The sequence below is a fragment of the Oceanospirillum sp. genome, from assembly GCF_982874595.1.
The window spans coordinates 11,344-27,522 of the sequence record NZ_CEYNZH010000015.1 but is presented as its reverse complement, the minus strand read 5'-3'; the positions used below and the strand labels follow the sequence as shown (position 1 = coordinate 27,522).

The window sequence follows — 16,179 nt, the reverse complement described above, 5'->3', positions numbered from 1 at the left end:
TAGGGCTTTATGCGGGGCTTTTGTTAGAATGCCCGCCTTTCAATGACTGACAGATTACCCGTTAAGGCAGGCTATGACCGTTCTTCTGATGACCCCACCGATGACCCAATTGAATACGCCTTATCCAGCAACGGCGTATCTGACCGGTTTTCTGCGTTCGAGGGGATATGAGGCCGTGCAGCGCGATCCTGCTATCGAGCTGTTCCTGGAAATGATGACCTCGCAGGGATTGGATATCATTCGCCAGCATGTCGAAGCAAACTTCGAAGACTACGATGATAACCAGCTGCCGGAGGTGCTTTACACTTTTCTTGCCGAGTTTGATCGTTACCAGCTTTGTGTGGAACCTGTCATTCGTTTTTTACAGGGTAAAGACCCCAGTCTTGCACTTAGAATTATCTCCCGTCGTTTTTTGCCGGAAGGGCCGGCTTTTAAAGCCATTGCCCAGATGGAGGCTGTGTCAGGTGATGTTCTGAAAATGGCTTTTGGTGATTTAGGCGTTCAGGATAAAGCCAAATATCTGGCAACGTTATTCATCAATGATCTTTCGGCAGTGATCACCCAAGGGGTTGATCCCTATTTCGAGGTGAGCCGCTATGGCGAGCGGTTGGCGGCGGCCAATCCAAGTTTTGATGATCTTTACGAGACGCTGATGGCCGAATCAACTTTCAGCTCTGAGATTCTGGAGCAATTAGTTGAGCTCTATCTGGAAGAAACCCAGCCCAGTGTTATTGCTCTGACCGTGCCTTTTCCCGGTAATATGCTCGGGGCATTGCGAATTGCACAAACCTGCAAGTCGATCAACCCGGATCTGCCCGTGGTGATGGGAGGCGGTTTTGTGAATACCGAGCTAAGAGCTCTTAAAGATCCAAGGCTGTTTGAGTTTGTTGATTTCATCTGTCTGGATGACGGTGAGCGTCCTTTTATGACGCTGCTGGAGTATTTCGATGGTCAACGGGAAGTCGATGAACTGGTGCGTACCTATTTTTTGGCTGAGGATGAATATGGTCAGCAATACGTACACCTGAATAATAACGCGGAACTGCATGATATCCCTCAAACTGAGGTTGGTGTTCCGGTTTATGAGGGGTTGCCGCTTGGAGACTACCTTTCGCTTTGTGAGATGCTGAATCCTATGCACCGGATCTGGAGTGATGGTCGTTGGAACAAGCTTACCATCGCTCATGGATGTTACTGGCGTAAGTGCAGTTTCTGCGATGTTACTCTGGATTATATCGACCGCTATGATGAGGCCGGTGCTGATATTCTGGTCGACCGTATTGAACAACTTATAGAAGAAACCGGACAAACAGGCTTCCACTTTGTTGATGAGGCGGCACCACCTAAAGCGCTTTTTGCGTTGGCCAAACGGCTGATTGAGCGGGGCGTAGTGATTAGCTGGTGGGGCAATATCCGTTTTGAGAAGACCTTTACCCCGGAACGTTGCCAGCTGCTGGCAGACTCAGGTTGTATCGCCGTCAGCGGCGGGTTGGAAGTCGCTTCAGATCGTCTGCTGAAATTGATGAAAAAAGGTGTCAGTGTTGAGCAGGTTGCGCGGGTAACCAAGGCCTTTAGTGATGCGGGTATTCTGGTGCATGCCTATCTGATGTATGGCTTTCCAACACAGACTGAACAGGAAACCCTAGATGCTTTAGAAATGGTTCGCCAGATGATGCAACAGGGCTGCTTTCAGTCGGCTTACTGGCATCGGTTTGCGGCAACTATTCACAGTCCGATCGGTATTTACCCTGAAGAATACGGTATTAGGCTGGCACAACGTCCTGAAACTCAGTTCGCAGAAAATGATGTCGATTTTACTGACCCAACGGGTACCGATCACGAGATGCTAGGGGAGGGGCTTCGTAAGGCGCTCTATAATTACATGCATGGCATCGGTTTCGATCAGCCCCTTAGCTTCTGGTTTGACCAGCCTGTGACGCGAACTCAGGTTAAGAAGGATCTGATTTCAAAAGCGATTCATCAGCTTATTGTCAGCCATTAGCGGTATATAGAGGGCTTTAACGGGGCTCTTTCGGTTCTATCAGGTGCAGTGCTCCAATTCTGTCAGCAGCTTCAGGGCTTCTTCCCTGCTTTCACCGCAGACGTATTCTGCGGGTTGAAAATCACCACAAACCTTAGGTCTTTCCGGTTTACCAAATAGCTCACAGCGCAGGTCTTCCAGGAGATGGGGGCAGGGCTCCCCAGCTGGCTTGCCTTGAGGAAGTTTCGGCAAAGGGCTCGATATACTGGGAGCGGTGCAGCAGGCAGCGCAACCCATTCGACACGTTAACGCCATTTAAACTCCAAATTTTGTCATTTTCAGGGAACCAGAACAGGATCCTATGATCTTAGTCAGTTACTGACTTCTACGAGGCTGGGCAATATAAGACTGTTTGTCCAATTTGTCAGGTATTATTACCTGATCTGAGCAGTTTAACTGCCAGCACCATCCACAAGAAATATTAAAAAAGAGCCTTAAGGCTTTTACCAACAGAGGAGACGGATCATGCCCGTTGCAACCGCCCGCCACATTCTCGTGGCTGATGAGAAGCAGTGCCTGGATCTGAAAGCAAAAATTGAATCCGGCAATGATTTTGCTGCTATTGCACAGGAACACTCCCTTTGCCCATCCGGTGCGGAAGGTGGGGATCTGGGCAGTTTTCGCCCGGGTGAGATGGTTCCTGAGTTTGATAAGGCTGTATTTTCCGGAGAAGTGAATCAGATCTTAGGTCCCGTACAGACACAGTTTGGCTATCACCTGCTGGAGGTGACCAGTCGTAGCTAATCAATAGCAATACCTTGCTGCATCCGAAAGGCCTGCCCCAATGAGCAGGCCTTTTTCTTTTTCGATATCATGGAACTCTTTTTTTAACCGTACCCGTTACGACATAATCACAGGAAGCTCCTATGTGGCTGCAGAAAGCGTTACGCCTTAAACCCCGTTCACGTGGATTTCATTTGGTAACTGATGAGATTTTACAGCAGTTACCAGAGCTTTCAGATATCGAGATAGGGCTGGCACACTTCTTTATTCAGCACACATCCGCAAGCCTCACACTTAATGAAAATGCCGACCCTACTGTGCGCGGTGATTTTGAGCGTTTTTTTAATCGCTATGTCCCGGAAAATGAGCCTTATTTCCAGCATACACTCGAAGGTTCTGATGATATGCCTGCACACCTGAAAGCCAGTCTGTTGGGAAACAGCTTGGTTCTGCCCATTACCAAAGGGGAGTTAAATATTGGTATCTGGCAGGGGATCTATCTGGGTGAACATCGTAATCAAGGCGGGAGTAGAAAGGTTGTTGTAACTCTGAATGGTGAATGATTACTGCCTGAAAATCTGTCGTGATTGCCATTAAAGTAAAAGCCGATTTTATTGGTCGGCTTTTACTTTTTTACACGCTCTGGATTTCAACAGCGGTTATTTTTTTACCAAAGCGACGGACTCAAATTTGATGCCATCCCATCCGTGTTGCATAAAATTACGGATATTACCGTGATCCACACCCTCAGGCGTGTTGAGTACATCCTGATAGAAGCGGCCAAAACAGCGTAAAGTTGCCTCCTGATCCAGATTCTGATCTTTTGCAAAGGCAAAAATTTTACAGCTACCTTCATTTTGTCCGGCTTCATTCGTCAGTTCACCATTTCTGAATGCAGCGGGGGTGTATGCGTATAACTCAGCAATAACGCTTTGAGTATCTTCGAAATCCGGACCTTGTTCACTGGTAAGTTTTTGCAAAAAGTCATTTAAAGTCATTAGGTTACCTTATCTTATTGAGTAAAATCACATATAGAACTAAATCGGATTCTACAAAATGGTTGGAATTGCAGCCAGAAAAAGAGAGCTCAGGATCTTCAATATTTCAATACTGCGAAAAGTATTTCTTTTTTGAGGTACGGCAATGTTTCAACAGCAAATTCAATGAGAATAGACCCTTCGCTGATTGACTCGTTGAGTCTTGCTTGTCGTGCTTCCTGCTTTTATCGCCAATGGATGGGTCACTAAGGATTGATCATGGAACGTGTTTTTACCGGGTTGTCAGCGAAACGGTTCTCGCTCATCATTTTATTAGAGCTGATACTCTTGGTCGGCTTTATCTTTGTTCTTCTCTTTTACAGAGGCTCCTACAATACAGGAGCAATCACCTCTGTGCGGCAGGCACTGTACTCCAGTCATGAGTTAGCTTATGAGGCGAACCACCTTTTTTTGCTGTTGGCAGGAATTCAACCTGACCGTTCTGATAATGCTCAGCAGATCCATTCGACTTTTGAAACTCAGTCTCAGCGCTTAATGTCAGCTCTTTTAAATAAGGACTGGTATATAGAGCAAACTCAGGCCTCTGAGTTAATTGACAGACAGCGTCAACAGGTTAAAAACACACTGATCAATTCTCTTAATGAAGGACGCAAGCTACTGGCGATCTATCAGTCATTAAATAAACTCAGGTCAGAGGGGGCATCATCAGATTCAATTAGACTTATGATATCTCGCTTTGATTTACATCGAAAAGCTTATGTTGCTCATGCACTAAAAAACCAAAGTGCTTTCAGAGGCTTTATTGATCAATTGGAAAAACAGCATAAATCGCAGGTCACGATAGAGAGGAGAAAAGCCGCAGATACTGATAATTGGATACTTATTGCCGCTACATTTTTTGCTCTTTGCCAATTGACACTCTGTCTGGTTTATCACCGCCACTTTGATAATCTGGATCATTTTCTCGATCGCCTGGAGGCTATCGTTAAGATTGGATTTAAACGCAACAGAGCGATGTCGTTAACTGAGCGTCTGAATGACTTAACCTCAAAAGTTCAGCAAGCGTTTGATATTCAGGTCATTGAGCTGCAGAAACAACGTTGGAAGAACGCTGCCCTTGAAGCAGCTGGCGAAGCGATCCTCATTGCTGATCAGCAGGGGCGGATACAATACACCAATGAGGCTTTTACCCGGATTACGGGTTATGACACATCAGTGGTGCTGGGTGAGAACTGCAGTATTTTATCCAGCGGATTGACCAGCCTTGATACCTACAATGAGCTCTGGAACGGATTAAATCAAAACGGTTATTGGCATGGCGAGCTGACTAACCGAAGAAAAAATGGTGATATTTTTACTCAAATGACCACTATTTCAGCGTTATATGAGGATAACCCGCCTTCAGAATCCGGTATTCATCAGGGTTACATTGCAGTAATGCGTGATATCAGTCTTCGTAAGCGTTTAGAGCAGGAGCTGTATACCTTATCGCGTCAGGATGGGCTTACCGGTGTGTTAAACAGAAAAACGGTACTTGATGAAGCGGAGAAGCATGCTCAATGGGCAGGGCGCTATAATGAAGCCTTATCTATTATCGTTCTGGATATTGATCACTTTAAAGCGGTCAATGATCGCTGGGGGCACCCGGTGGGCGATAGGGTCATTATTGCAGTAGCTGAGCACTGTCAGGCCATATTGCCGCTGGAAGGGATGATCGGACGCATCGGTGGGGAGGAATTCCTATTGGTGATGCCTGGTTTAACATCCTGTGAGGCCTTCAAACTCGCAGAAAATTTACGGTTGATCATTGCATGTCACACTCTTCACTTGAACCATCAGAACTCTGTTAAGGTGACCTGTAGTTTTGGCATCAGCCAGCTTGATCTCTCCGTAAAAAATGTTGCGGGCAGAGTATCGCAGGCGGTGGCTGAGGCTGATAATGCCTTGTACGAGGCGAAAAGAGCGGGCAGGAATTGTGTTCGGGTTTTTTGTGACAAAATAACCGCAGCCTGATTGTTTCTGGAAAAATAATGTAAAGAAATGTAAATTAGCCAATCCGAATATTATTGTCGTTTTTTTTCTATTTTCAGCTTATTTCCTTCTAAACCCTGATTTTTCATGGCGTTTTTGCCCTGAATCAACAAGATTGCTCTTTTTATTTGATTCCTATCATTTTAAAGCCCTGTTTGATTGTCCCCAACACGTCTTTTAATCCATTTGATCTGGTGATAGATTGCGCCCGCCCGGCCATTTCGGCTTGATCATAATTGCCTGTTAATCCCATGGAGTATCAAATTGGAGCGTTACGGAATGCCTGCTGATATCTTGCACTCACTGGAAGATGTGTCGCAAGGGATGGATCTGATTGATATGGCATTTGCCCATATCGCCCTCGATCAGCAGTTAACGGTAATCACAGGCAATGCCCACCTTAAACAGATGGCAGATCTCTATCATTTACCTGAACAGGAAATCTTTTCCTGGTTGAAGGGAAGTCACTATCAGAGTCATGACGAGCTTCTTCAACAACTGGCTTCCGACTCGGCCATTACTGCCGAAAGCAGGGGCCATGCTACCGATGGCAAATCTTTTCATATTCAGTGGTCTCTGAAGCTGCTGTCTGATTCAACGGCTCTATGTTTTATTCGTGACATTCGTTGGCGGCAGAAATACCAGGACCAGTGGACGCTCTTCGAGCGAATTTTCAATTCCAGCAGAGCTTCTGTCGTTGTTACAGATGCCAGCAACCGCATAGTTTTAGCGAATAAGCGTTTTGAAGAAGTTTCTGGTTACACATCCGCAGAAGTGATGGGGTTTGACCCCGGTTTTTTCAGTTCAGGACGACAGGACAAGGCTTTTTATCGGGATCTATGGTCGAGCCTAATCAATGACGGTTACTGGTCAGGTCTGATCTGGAATCGCCGCAAAGATGGCCGTGAATACCCTGAGCAAAAAACGATCTACGCTGTACAGAACGAGGCGGGACAGGTAACTCATTATTTCTCCTCGGGAGAAGTGGTTCTGCACAATGACGCACCAACACTTCTTAGTTCCCTGACACCGGGTCAGAGCAACAGCATTATGGGCCAGCAGGGGTTAATTGAGCAGTTAAGCCGTAAGCAGCGAGACCAACAGCAGCCTATTACGATTTTTTATCTTGGCATTGATAATATGGGGCGTTTAAATCGCCATGGCGGTATGGCTCTGGGTGATCATATTATTCGTGTCATTCTCAGGCGCTTGGCCGACACATTTCAGCCAGACGGTCTTGTTGCCCGCTCTGTTGGCGATGAGTTTATTATCGCAGCTCCCCATATAACATCTCCGGCCCAGGCTGAAGCGGTCGCTCAGAATCTATTAAGTACGCTTCAGAGCAGTATTGAGTACCAATCGATTGAGTGGCGCTCGACAGTCAGTATCGGCGTAACGCTGCTTGAATCCAGTCACCGTCCCCGTGAAGCGATAGAGCAGGCTCATATTGCTATGCACCACGCAAAAGAGCAGGGGGGAAACTCCAGTCACTTCTTTAATAGTAATCTGCAAAAAATTGCGAAAGAGAGTGTCCTGCTGGAGCAGGCTCTTCATATGGCGATGGATAAAGGCGAGTTTTCCCTCAATTATCAACCAATTGTCGATACGACAACCGGCTCATTAGTGGGGGCTGAAGCACTGCTGCGCTGGAATTCAGAGCAGTTTGGTGCCGTACCACCGGATCGTTTTATCCCCATCGCAGAACATACCGGCCTTATTCATGAACTCGGTCGTTGGGTTTTCACGGAAGTGTGCCAGCAGATCAAACGTTGGGGCGATGATTTTACCGGCAGCATTGCAGTGAATCTTTCGGCTCACCAACTCCAATATGCTGGGCTGGCTGAGCAGTTAATAACGATTCTTAACCAGAATCAGATAGCTGTAGAGCGTGTTTCTCTGGAGATCACAGAAACCGCGATGATTCAGGATGCGAATTCAGCCGTTTCTGTGGTAGCTGATCTTAAAGAAGCAGGCTTCATGTTGTCGATTGACGACTTTGGTACCGGCTATTCCAGTTTGAGCTATCTCACCCGTTTCCAGCTGGATAAATTAAAAGTAGATCGTTGTTTTGTGCAGAAAATGACGGATCAGCCCCAGGAACGCCTGGTGACTAAAGCCATTATTCAGCTGGCTAAAAGTTTAGGGATGAGCATCGTTGCAGAAGGTGTTGAGACAGAAGCTCAGCGCGCTGCTTTATTAGCATTGGATTGCGATTATCTGCAGGGATATCTGATCAGTAAGCCGCTGCCAGCTTACGAATTTAGTCTTTTTATCAAAAATCTATCGTTGGCCTGTAACAAAGAACACTCGAGTCTTTGTGCTGAAGCCTGATAACGGAACCTTTAAAGGGTTGAACACGTAATGTCGCATCCAACTGTCACTCAGCGGGCAATTCCGGTTGATCCTAATCGTTGCATCATATCGACTACCGACAAAAAAGGTTATATCAAAGCCTGTAACGATTATTTTGTGACCTTGTCGGGTTACTCAGAAGCTCAGTTAATAGGGGCTCCGCACAATATTATTCGTCATCCGGATATGCCCAAAGAAGCGTTTTCAGATCTCTGGAAACGGGTTTCAAAAGGTGAAAACTGGATCGGCCTAGTAAAAAACCGTACAGCAAACGGCGACCATTATTGGGTCGATGCGTTTGTGACACCGGTCTTCGAGGGGGCTGAAATCACAGGCTATCAATCCGTGCGCCACTGCCCGGATCAACCGGATGTGGAGCGTGCCGATGAACTCTACCGATCCGTTAAAAAGGGACAGAAACCCCTGTCGCATTGGTTCAAGAGCCGAAGCCGCACTTTGATAACCTTGTTTCAGGGGCTGGTTTGGGCGTTACCTCTGATCGCTTTTGCACTCTGGATGGCAGATGTTTCCCTTGCCAAAAGTGCGATGATCATGGTGATCACCGCAATCGGTATCTCCATGGCAGCAGTGCAGCAGTCATCCCAATACCGCCGACTGGCCCGTAAAAGTCGTAAGATCTATTCTGATCCGTTGGCCCAAAAGGTATACAGCAATTGTCATGATGAGGTTGGTGAGGTTGATATCGCCCTGCACTATCTTGACCGTACGATGAAGACAGTTGTTAATCGTCTGGATAACGCTTCAGGTCATTTTCATCATCACATTGAAGCCGTTTCAAATCAGGTATCTGAGGTCAGTCAGCAGGCCGAACAACAGTTGGATGAGTTGTCTCAGGCCGCCACGGTGATGGAACAGGTGTCAGTTGCAACCGAAGAGGTTGCCCGTAATTGCGACGCCGCTGCTGAAGTGTCTCGTAAAACAGATGAGATCAGCCAGTCCGGGCAGGAGATCGTTGAGCGCAGCGAGCGCGCCATTCAATCTTTGTGTGAGTCGGTTCGTAGCTCAACCAGTCAGCTTGAGTCCCTTCAGGAACAAAGTGACAATATTGATCAGATTCTGGATGTGATCAGCGGCATTGCAGAGCAGACCAACCTGCTGGCGCTTAATGCTGCGATTGAAGCCGCCCGGGCGGGCGAAGCGGGGCGTGGATTTGCTGTTGTAGCCGACGAGGTCCGAGGGCTGGCTCATCGGTCTCAGCAATCCACTCTGGATATTCAGACGATTCTTTCCCAGTTTCGTGATCAGACACGTGCCGTTGTTACCCGCATGCAAAGCTCAGAGAAACTGGCCATCTCAACTGTCGAAGAGATTAAGCAGGCGGAAGAGGTACTGGCAGAACTGCAAACTATTATTACTCATCTCGGACAGATGAACATTCAGATAGCATCTGCCGCTGAAGAGCAGTCTGCAGCCGCTAATGAGATGAAAGAGAGAATTTCTGCCATTCATTATTCTGCACAGACAACCGCGCAGGCGGGGCGCGCAACCCGCCAGTCCAGTTTGCATTTGGTTGACGAGGCCAATGATCTTTCAAGCCTGATTCAACGTTTTGGCCAGAGTTAGAGACAGACGTTTATCTGGAATGAAAAGGGAGCTCAGCTCCCTTTTTTATTGGCCCGAATATTAAGAGAAAGTTTGTGCCAGATCGGGACAAACAGAGATCGATGCTTTATGTTTCAGATAGGGATCAGCAAAATCCTAAACATAATAAAAAGGCCAGAGAATAGTGGCTTGGTGAGTAGTTTCCGCTCTAAATCGAGGAAAGCGTTATGGACAGGATTATTGAAAACAACCGGTTAGTGTTCAACGCTGTCCATAAGCGCCTGTTACAGGGGCTTATGGTGGTGTTTTCTGCAGTTTTACTCTCGGGGTGCTTCTACAACAATGACACACCACCGATCAGTGCTACCGGGAAGCAGATGTATGAAGACTATTGTTCGGGCTGTCATAAAGCCAATGGCTTGGGTAAGTTTATCATGGGAATCCCTGCAACCTTTTCCAATCAGCTTTCCCGGGAAGAGATCAATATATTGATCCGTAAGGGGGATCCACGATACCCACGTATGCCAACTTTTCCTCAGATCCGATTCAGTCAGGCCGATAAAATTGCCAAATACCTGTCCCAGCTGGAGCATGAGCAGCAGTAAGCTTTCAGCGGTCAATGTTACGGTCCAATGGAAGAAACTGTTACAATGTGCTCTTGTCCCGCTTTCTGAACCTGACTTGATGACATCTTCATAAGTCGGGTTCAATTATTAAAACAGGTTATTTATTTTCAATGAGTTATATCGATTTAGCTGACTACTCAAAACGCTGGATTTTCAAGCATAAGGATCTGCCTGTCACCGAGGAAGATCTTGCAGCCATCAAGCCGATGACCACTGACCGTTCAATACAACTTTGGCAATCCCAAATCAGCACTCACAGCAGCGATCATAGCTTTTTCCAGAAAGATGACTGGGCAGGTAACAGTAAAAGCTGGCTGGAAACCGGTAACTGGCAGAGTGCCTGGGACAGTCAGAGTAATGACCTGCCGGAATTGATACAGCAGCACTTTGACTGGGAAGCCAATACCACAGTCTATGTTTGTTACGACAGCGAAAACGTTATTGAAACCCGTTGGGCTGTTTTCTGCCGAGCCTGGAAAAACTTTCTGTTTCTTGATGATGGCACCCTCATCATCGGCCGTAAGCGTAAACAGGTCGCCCAGTTTTTCGACACGGGTGAGCTGCGCATCGGTTTGCGTCCCTAATCCGCTGTTTGGCTTGTTAAGCGATTGGTTCATTTTTTAAGTTGATCAGGCCTTAGTGCCTGATCGCGTCCTTTCTGTCACTGACCTCCGCAATTTCAGGGATGTTTATGAAGATTCTGCACACTTCAGACTGGCATCTGGGCCAGCTTTTCTATGGCAAAAGTAGAGAGCAGGAGCAGGCAGCTTTTCTGGATTGGTTGGTCATTCAGGTCAAAATACACAAGCTTGATGCTGTACTTGTGGCTGGTGATATCTTTGATACGGGGACGCCACCAAGTTATGCCCGGGCTCTTTATAATCAATTTATCGTACAGCTTCATCACGAATGCCCGGACTGCCAGCTGATACTTCTGGCGGGTAACCATGATTCTGTTGCCGTCTTGAATGAGTCTAAAGGGCTTTTAAAGGCCCTGAACACGCAGGTCATTGCCGGAGCGGATCCAGACGCTCTTGAACAGTCTGCTGATCATTTAACAGGTGATCTGGTAAAAGAATTGCTTATACCGCTAACAGATAGCGCTAAAAAGCCAGCGGCCGTGTTATGTGCCATTCCTTTTCTTCGGCCCAGTGATCTGATGCGAAGTCGTTCTGACCAATCCGCAGAAGAGCGCCAGCGTCAGCTGACGCAGCAGATTCAGGGTTATTACCACCAGCTGTTTGAGCTGGCCAAACAGGTTTATCCTAACCTTCCTGTTGTAATGACAGGTCATCTGACCACTGTTGGTGCATCCACTTCAGAATCAGTGAAAGACATCTATATCGGTACCCTGGATGCTTTTCCGGCCAGTGCTTTTCCTCCTGCGGACTATATCGCCCTTGGGCATATCCACCGGCCGCAGAAAGTCGCTAAAAGTGAGCATATTCGTTATTGCGGCTCCCCAGTGGCTTTAAGCTTTGATGAGTTAGGTAGACGCAAAGAGGTACTTATTGTAGAGCTTGAGCCTGAGAAGGGCTTTGTTGCCGCAGAAAGTCTCACTGTACCTGTGTTTCAGCCACTTATTCGATTGAATGGTTGCTTGTCTGATATAGAGACCCATCTGTCAGATCTGAGCCCGGAAACCGATAAGCTTGAACCAGGACAAACGCTATGGGCTGAGATCAATGTGCAGACCGATGATTATCTGGCCGATCTGCAACCCCGCATTGAGGCCCTGATCGGCGATCAGCCGGTAGAAGTGCTTCGAATTCGCAGAGACAATCGTGCGCGCTCCACGTTAGCTGACCACCAGCCCTTAGTGCAGCTTGACGAGCTTACACCTGAAGAGGTTTTCCTCAAGCGCCTGAGTCAGGAAACGCTGGAAGAGGCGCGCCGTAATGCCCTGATTGATTGCTTTCAGCAGATTCGGACTGAGCTTCAGGAGGAGGGATCACTGTGAAGATTCTCTCCGTACGATTAAAAAACCTTAACGCCCTCAAGGGCGAATGGAAGATCGATTTTACCCGTGCACCATTCGATGGTAGCAGCCTTTTTGCCATTGTCGGCGCTACAGGTGCTGGTAAGACAACCCTTTTAGATGCCATCTGTTTGGCTTTGTATCACGAAACGCCCCGTCTACAGGTTTCCGGCTCAGAAAACCAGCTAATGACTCACCATACGCAAGACTGCCTGGCAGAGGTGGAGTTTATGGTCAATAACTGTATTTATCGTGCATTCTGGGCTCAACGCAAGGCTGCGAAAACGCAACGCCTGCAAGCGCCGACAGTTGAACTGGCCGATAGCGACGGTCAGATTCTGGCCAGTAAAATCACCGATAAGAAACGCCTGATTGAAGAGCTTACCGGGTTGGATTTCAATCGTTTCACCAAATCTATGCTGTTATCTCAGGGGCAGTTTGCAGCGTTCCTGAATGCCAGTGACAGTGAGCGGGCGGGCTTGCTGGAAAAGCTGACCGGAACCGAGGTTTACGGTCAGATTTCAGAGCGGATCTACCAACGACACAAGGCAGAACAGGATGCCGTTACGCAACTCAAATATCGGCTGGAAGGTATTGAACTGCTGACACCGGATCAGATCTCGGAATATGAAGCCGCTCTGGCTGATAAGGAAGCGCTCCTTCAGGGTGTTTTGCCCGCTCAGAAGCGATTGGCTGAAGAACTGCGCGCTTTTAAACAGCTGGAAACCCTATGGGAAAACAATGTACAAGCGGAATCTGAACTGAAGGCTGCCCAAGGGGCTTATAAAACTCACAAAGAGGTTATTAATGCCCTTGATAAAGCGGGTCCTGCACAAAAAATTCTGACTCACTATCAGAAAGTCCAGGAGCTGAATCAAGTCAGAGCAGAAGCTGAGCAACGCAAGGCTGAGCTTTACGAGGCTCATCAGCACCAGGATGCAGAGCGGCAAAAAGCTGAACATCGTTTTAATACCGCTGATACAGCCCTCAAAGCAGATAAAGCTAACAAAGCGGAAGCAGAAAAGCGTCTGAATGAAGAGCTTGCCCCGCTGGATGAAAAGATTCGTCAGCTTGAGTCCCGGATTGCAGAGCAGCAGCGCCTGCTTGAACCGGAAGAAAAACAGATCAAGTCCTTTAAGGATAAAAAGCAGCAACTGGTTTCAGATCTTTATCAGCAGCAACAGTACTTACAGCAGAACCAGCAGTGGCTGCAGAATAATACTCATTGTGTAGCCCTTTCTGAGAATCTGCCGACCATTACAGAGCAACTTAAACGTCGGTTGGAGCTTCATTCTGAGATAGCACGTCTCACTGATCAGGAAAAAAATACGGATCAGCAACTGGAGGGGATTCGACACCATCTTCAGCCCCTGGAGCAACAAACGAAAAGCTTTGAAGCCGAACGTACTGACCTTACTCAACAAGTATCCCCCCTGGGACAGCTGCTGCAGCGACATCCTCTGCAAAATGATGAGTTGGCCCGATCACTCCTGAATGAGCTTTTCCAGCTTTCTGAACCGACTCAGCAGATGTCCTATTATCAGCAGGAATATCTGAAACTCACTGGGCAGGTGCATCAGCAGGAACAGGATATCACCCGGTACGAAGAGCAGATCAACGCTTTAGATAAAGAGCGTACGCCTCTAAGGGAGGAGTACAAAAAGCTGAACGCCCATCTTCAGGATCTTGAGCAATTACTGGAACGTGAGCGCCAGATTGCGGCACTGGAAGATGCCCGTAATCGCCTGCAGCCCGATGAAGCCTGTCCCCTGTGCGGTTCTCATGATCATCCCGGCATTAATGAGTATCAGGCGATTGAGCTAAGCCAGACAGAGACCCGACTGCAGGAGCTTCGGGATCAGTTGGATCAGACCCGGAAACAGGGGGAACATCTGAGTCATCAGATCGACCAGCTAAAAATGCGGGTTGAGTCCCTTCAGCAGGACCAGCGACAGAAACAGCAAAGTATGCAGCAAGCTGAAACCGGATGGCTGCAAGCCTTCCAGAATGTTTGTAGCATGATATCCCGGATAGAAAAAACACGGGTCAATCAATCGATCGGTGACTTAAGTGCGGTTATTGATAAGTTGGTTCAGTATTTCAGTCCTCCAAAACCACTATCGGGGCTTCAGGCAGAATTTTCAGTTCAGGGCATTCAAATCCTTAAGTCTGCAAGCCAGGCCGTTCAAGCCTGTGTCGATGAACGCGAGGCGCTCAAACAGCAGATCTGGAAACTTCAACAAAAAATCCATGAACGGGAAACCCATCATCAGGAGGCTCAGAAGCAGATCCATGAGCTGCAAAAGCAGTTTGAACGTTTCCTTGCCCAAAAAGAGCAGACCAGAGCAGATCTTATAAAGCTGGAGCAACAGGTGATGGCTCTCGAGCGGCTATTGCTTCAAAACCTGGGCCAGTTGGGTTTAAGTACATCGCTGCCGGAATTGGAACAGCAGGATACCTTACTGAGTCAGCTTCATACGCAAATTAGCGAATGGCAACAAGCAACTGAAAACCAGCGTCAATCGGAGCAGAAGCAGCGTGAAGTGCAGCTGCAACTGGATAATTTGCTTGCGCAAAGTGACGAGCAGGAAAAGCGCTGCCAACAGATCAAAACCCAGCTCGGTGAACTGGAGAAAAACTGGCAATCGCTTAAAGAGGAGCGTCACCTGTCATTCGGCAGTGCCAGTCTTGATGAAGAACGAACTCGTCTGAAGACACAGTTAGAGCATTCCGAAAAACATCTTGAGCAGATGCGTATTCACTTTGCCGAGCAGAAAGAGAAAGCGGATGAACTGAAAGCCCGACTGAGTCAGCAAACCTCCTACTGTCAGGATGCTGATGAGAAGCTAAGAGCGGCTGAAGAAAATTGGCAGAGCACATTAGAGGTCAGCCCTTTCAAAACGCAAAAGGCGTTTGAACAGGCCCTACCGGAGCCAGCGGAATACGAACGCTGGCAGGATCTGAAAACAGAGTTGGACGAAGCACTTCGCAACGCTGAAGTTACCCTGAAGGTTAACCGGGAATCTCTGGAACAATTTATAAGCTCAGTGGCTTCGGCCCATCAGGGCACCGGGCTTGAGCTGACTGAGGATTCTGTCTGGCCAGCGCTTCAGGAGACGTTATCATCCCAATCCGTCAACATGGCCCTCAGAAAGATTCCGTCTTTAGAAAGAAGACTGACTGAGTACGAGCAGGAAACCGAAACACTTAAAACAGAACTCACGGAACAAAAGCAGATTCTGAAGCAGGACCAGCTGCGTCGGCAAGGGCTGGAATCGCTCGCTGAAGAGGTCGACCGGCAGCAGCATAAAGCGGATTTGTGGGCTCAGATGAATCATATGCTCGGTTCCGCTAATGGCGATAAATTCCGCCGGTTTGCCCAAGGTCTGACTCTTGAGTATCTGATTGAGCTGGCTAATCGTCAGCTACTACAATTACATGATCGATACCAGTTACGCCGAAAAGCGTCTGCAGAACTGGAGATTGAAATACTCGATACCTGGCAGGCCGATGCGGTACGGGACACCCGTACCCTGTCTGGTGGAGAGAGCTTTCTGGTGAGTCTGGCGCTGGCCTTAGCTCTTTCTGATCTGGTTAGCCACAAAGTACGTATCGATTCTCTGTTTCTTGATGAAGGCTTTGGTACGCTGGATAGCGAAACGCTGGAAATGGCGTTGAACGCACTGGATAATCTGAATGCCAGCGGTAAGATGATTGGTGTCATCAGCCATATCAGCGCCATGAAAGAGCGAATTCCGGTTCAGATCAAAGTGAATAAAAAGCCAGGACTGGGCATCAGTGTTCTGGATGACGAGTTTCGGATTAATGCACTCAATAAGCAGAGCAGGTCTGATGGTTAAAACGTTT

10 protein-coding genes and 1 pseudogene are annotated in these 16,179 nt (G+C 47.7%); 10 read left to right on the top strand and 1 reads right to left on the bottom strand.

Annotated elements, in window-relative coordinates; all coding sequences use genetic code 11:
- Positions 1-73 precede the first annotated feature (73 nt).
- The 3 genes and pseudogenes from AC4GL5_RS09065 (at position 74) to AC4GL5_RS09055 (ending at position 3,327) form a co-directional block, all read left to right on the top strand.
- Complete coding sequence (locus AC4GL5_RS09065; protein ID WP_490382455.1) at positions 74-2,002, top strand: B12-binding domain-containing radical SAM protein; 1,929 nt, start codon at positions 74-76, stop codon at positions 2,000-2,002.
- Positions 2,003-2,500: 498 nt separating this feature from the next.
- Positions 2,501-2,785 (top strand): annotated as a pseudogene (locus AC4GL5_RS09060) (peptidylprolyl isomerase); the annotation flags it as partial.
- 122 nt (positions 2,786-2,907) lie between these two features.
- On the top strand, positions 2,908-3,327 hold the full coding sequence (locus AC4GL5_RS09055; protein WP_490382454.1) for a secondary thiamine-phosphate synthase enzyme YjbQ: 420 nt from the start codon (positions 2,908-2,910) through the stop codon (positions 3,325-3,327).
- Positions 3,328-3,423: 96 nt separating this feature from the next.
- On the opposite strand, the gene AC4GL5_RS09050 is transcribed toward AC4GL5_RS09055, so the two are convergent.
- The gene (locus tag AC4GL5_RS09050) at positions 3,424-3,762 is read right to left on the bottom strand and encodes a HopJ type III effector protein (protein ID WP_490382453.1); all 339 of its coding nucleotides are present in this window, start codon (positions 3,760-3,762) and stop codon (positions 3,424-3,426) included.
- 258 nt (positions 3,763-4,020) lie between these two features.
- Here AC4GL5_RS09050 and AC4GL5_RS09045 point away from each other — a divergent pair, with 258 nt between their 5' ends.
- The 7 genes from AC4GL5_RS09045 (at position 4,021) to AC4GL5_RS09015 (ending at position 16,172) form a co-directional block, all read left to right on the top strand.
- Positions 4,021-5,775 carry a sensor domain-containing diguanylate cyclase gene (locus tag AC4GL5_RS09045; protein ID WP_490382452.1) on the top strand — a complete coding sequence of 585 codons (1,755 nt, stop codon included), beginning with the start codon at positions 4,021-4,023 and terminating at the stop codon, positions 5,773-5,775.
- A gap of 297 nt (positions 5,776-6,072) precedes the next feature.
- A complete protein-coding gene (locus AC4GL5_RS09040; RefSeq protein WP_490382451.1) occupies positions 6,073-8,124 on the top strand; it encodes a putative bifunctional diguanylate cyclase/phosphodiesterase in 2,052 nt (683 codons plus the stop codon).
- 30 nt (positions 8,125-8,154) lie between these two features.
- Positions 8,155-9,729 carry a methyl-accepting chemotaxis protein gene (locus tag AC4GL5_RS09035; protein ID WP_490382450.1) on the top strand — a complete coding sequence of 525 codons (1,575 nt, stop codon included), beginning with the start codon at positions 8,155-8,157 and terminating at the stop codon, positions 9,727-9,729.
- Positions 9,730-9,935: 206 nt separating this feature from the next.
- On the top strand, positions 9,936-10,313 hold the full coding sequence (locus tag AC4GL5_RS09030) for a c-type cytochrome (protein ID WP_490382449.1): 378 nt from the start codon (positions 9,936-9,938) through the stop codon (positions 10,311-10,313).
- 131 nt (positions 10,314-10,444) lie between these two features.
- Positions 10,445-10,918 carry a DUF2947 domain-containing protein gene (locus tag AC4GL5_RS09025; protein WP_490382448.1) on the top strand — a complete coding sequence of 158 codons (474 nt, stop codon included), beginning with the start codon at positions 10,445-10,447 and terminating at the stop codon, positions 10,916-10,918.
- A 107-nt stretch (positions 10,919-11,025) separates the two neighbouring features.
- Positions 11,026-12,294, top strand: a complete 1,269-nt coding sequence (gene sbcD / locus AC4GL5_RS09020) for an exonuclease subunit SbcD (RefSeq protein WP_490382447.1) — start codon at positions 11,026-11,028, stop codon at positions 12,292-12,294.
- The gene (locus tag AC4GL5_RS09015) at positions 12,291-16,172 is read left to right on the top strand and encodes an SbcC/MukB-like Walker B domain-containing protein (RefSeq protein ID WP_490382446.1); all 3,882 of its coding nucleotides are present in this window, start codon (positions 12,291-12,293) and stop codon (positions 16,170-16,172) included. The genes sbcD and AC4GL5_RS09015 overlap by 4 nt, the downstream gene beginning before the upstream one ends.
- Positions 16,173-16,179 lie beyond the last annotated feature (7 nt).

Excerpts from the sequence above, each read along its gene's own strand:
- AC4GL5_RS09050 (WP_490382453.1), bottom strand. The coding sequence starts at position 3,762 with ATGACTTTAAATGACTTTTTGCAAAAACTTACCAGTGAACAAGGTCCG.
- AC4GL5_RS09030 (WP_490382449.1), top strand. The coding sequence starts at position 9,936 with ATGGACAGGATTATTGAAAACAACCGGTTAGTGTTCAACGCTGTCCAT.
- AC4GL5_RS09065 (WP_490382455.1), top strand. The coding sequence starts at position 74 with ATGACCGTTCTTCTGATGACCCCACCGATGACCCAATTGAATACGCCT.
- AC4GL5_RS09045 (WP_490382452.1), top strand. The coding sequence starts at position 4,021 with ATGGAACGTGTTTTTACCGGGTTGTCAGCGAAACGGTTCTCGCTCATC.
- AC4GL5_RS09035 (WP_490382450.1), top strand. The coding sequence starts at position 8,155 with ATGTCGCATCCAACTGTCACTCAGCGGGCAATTCCGGTTGATCCTAAT.
- AC4GL5_RS09025 (WP_490382448.1), top strand. The coding sequence starts at position 10,445 with ATGAGTTATATCGATTTAGCTGACTACTCAAAACGCTGGATTTTCAAG.
- AC4GL5_RS09055 (WP_490382454.1), top strand. The coding sequence starts at position 2,908 with ATGTGGCTGCAGAAAGCGTTACGCCTTAAACCCCGTTCACGTGGATTT.
- AC4GL5_RS09040 (WP_490382451.1), top strand. The coding sequence starts at position 6,073 with ATGCCTGCTGATATCTTGCACTCACTGGAAGATGTGTCGCAAGGGATG.
- sbcD (WP_490382447.1), top strand. The coding sequence starts at position 11,026 with ATGAAGATTCTGCACACTTCAGACTGGCATCTGGGCCAGCTTTTCTAT.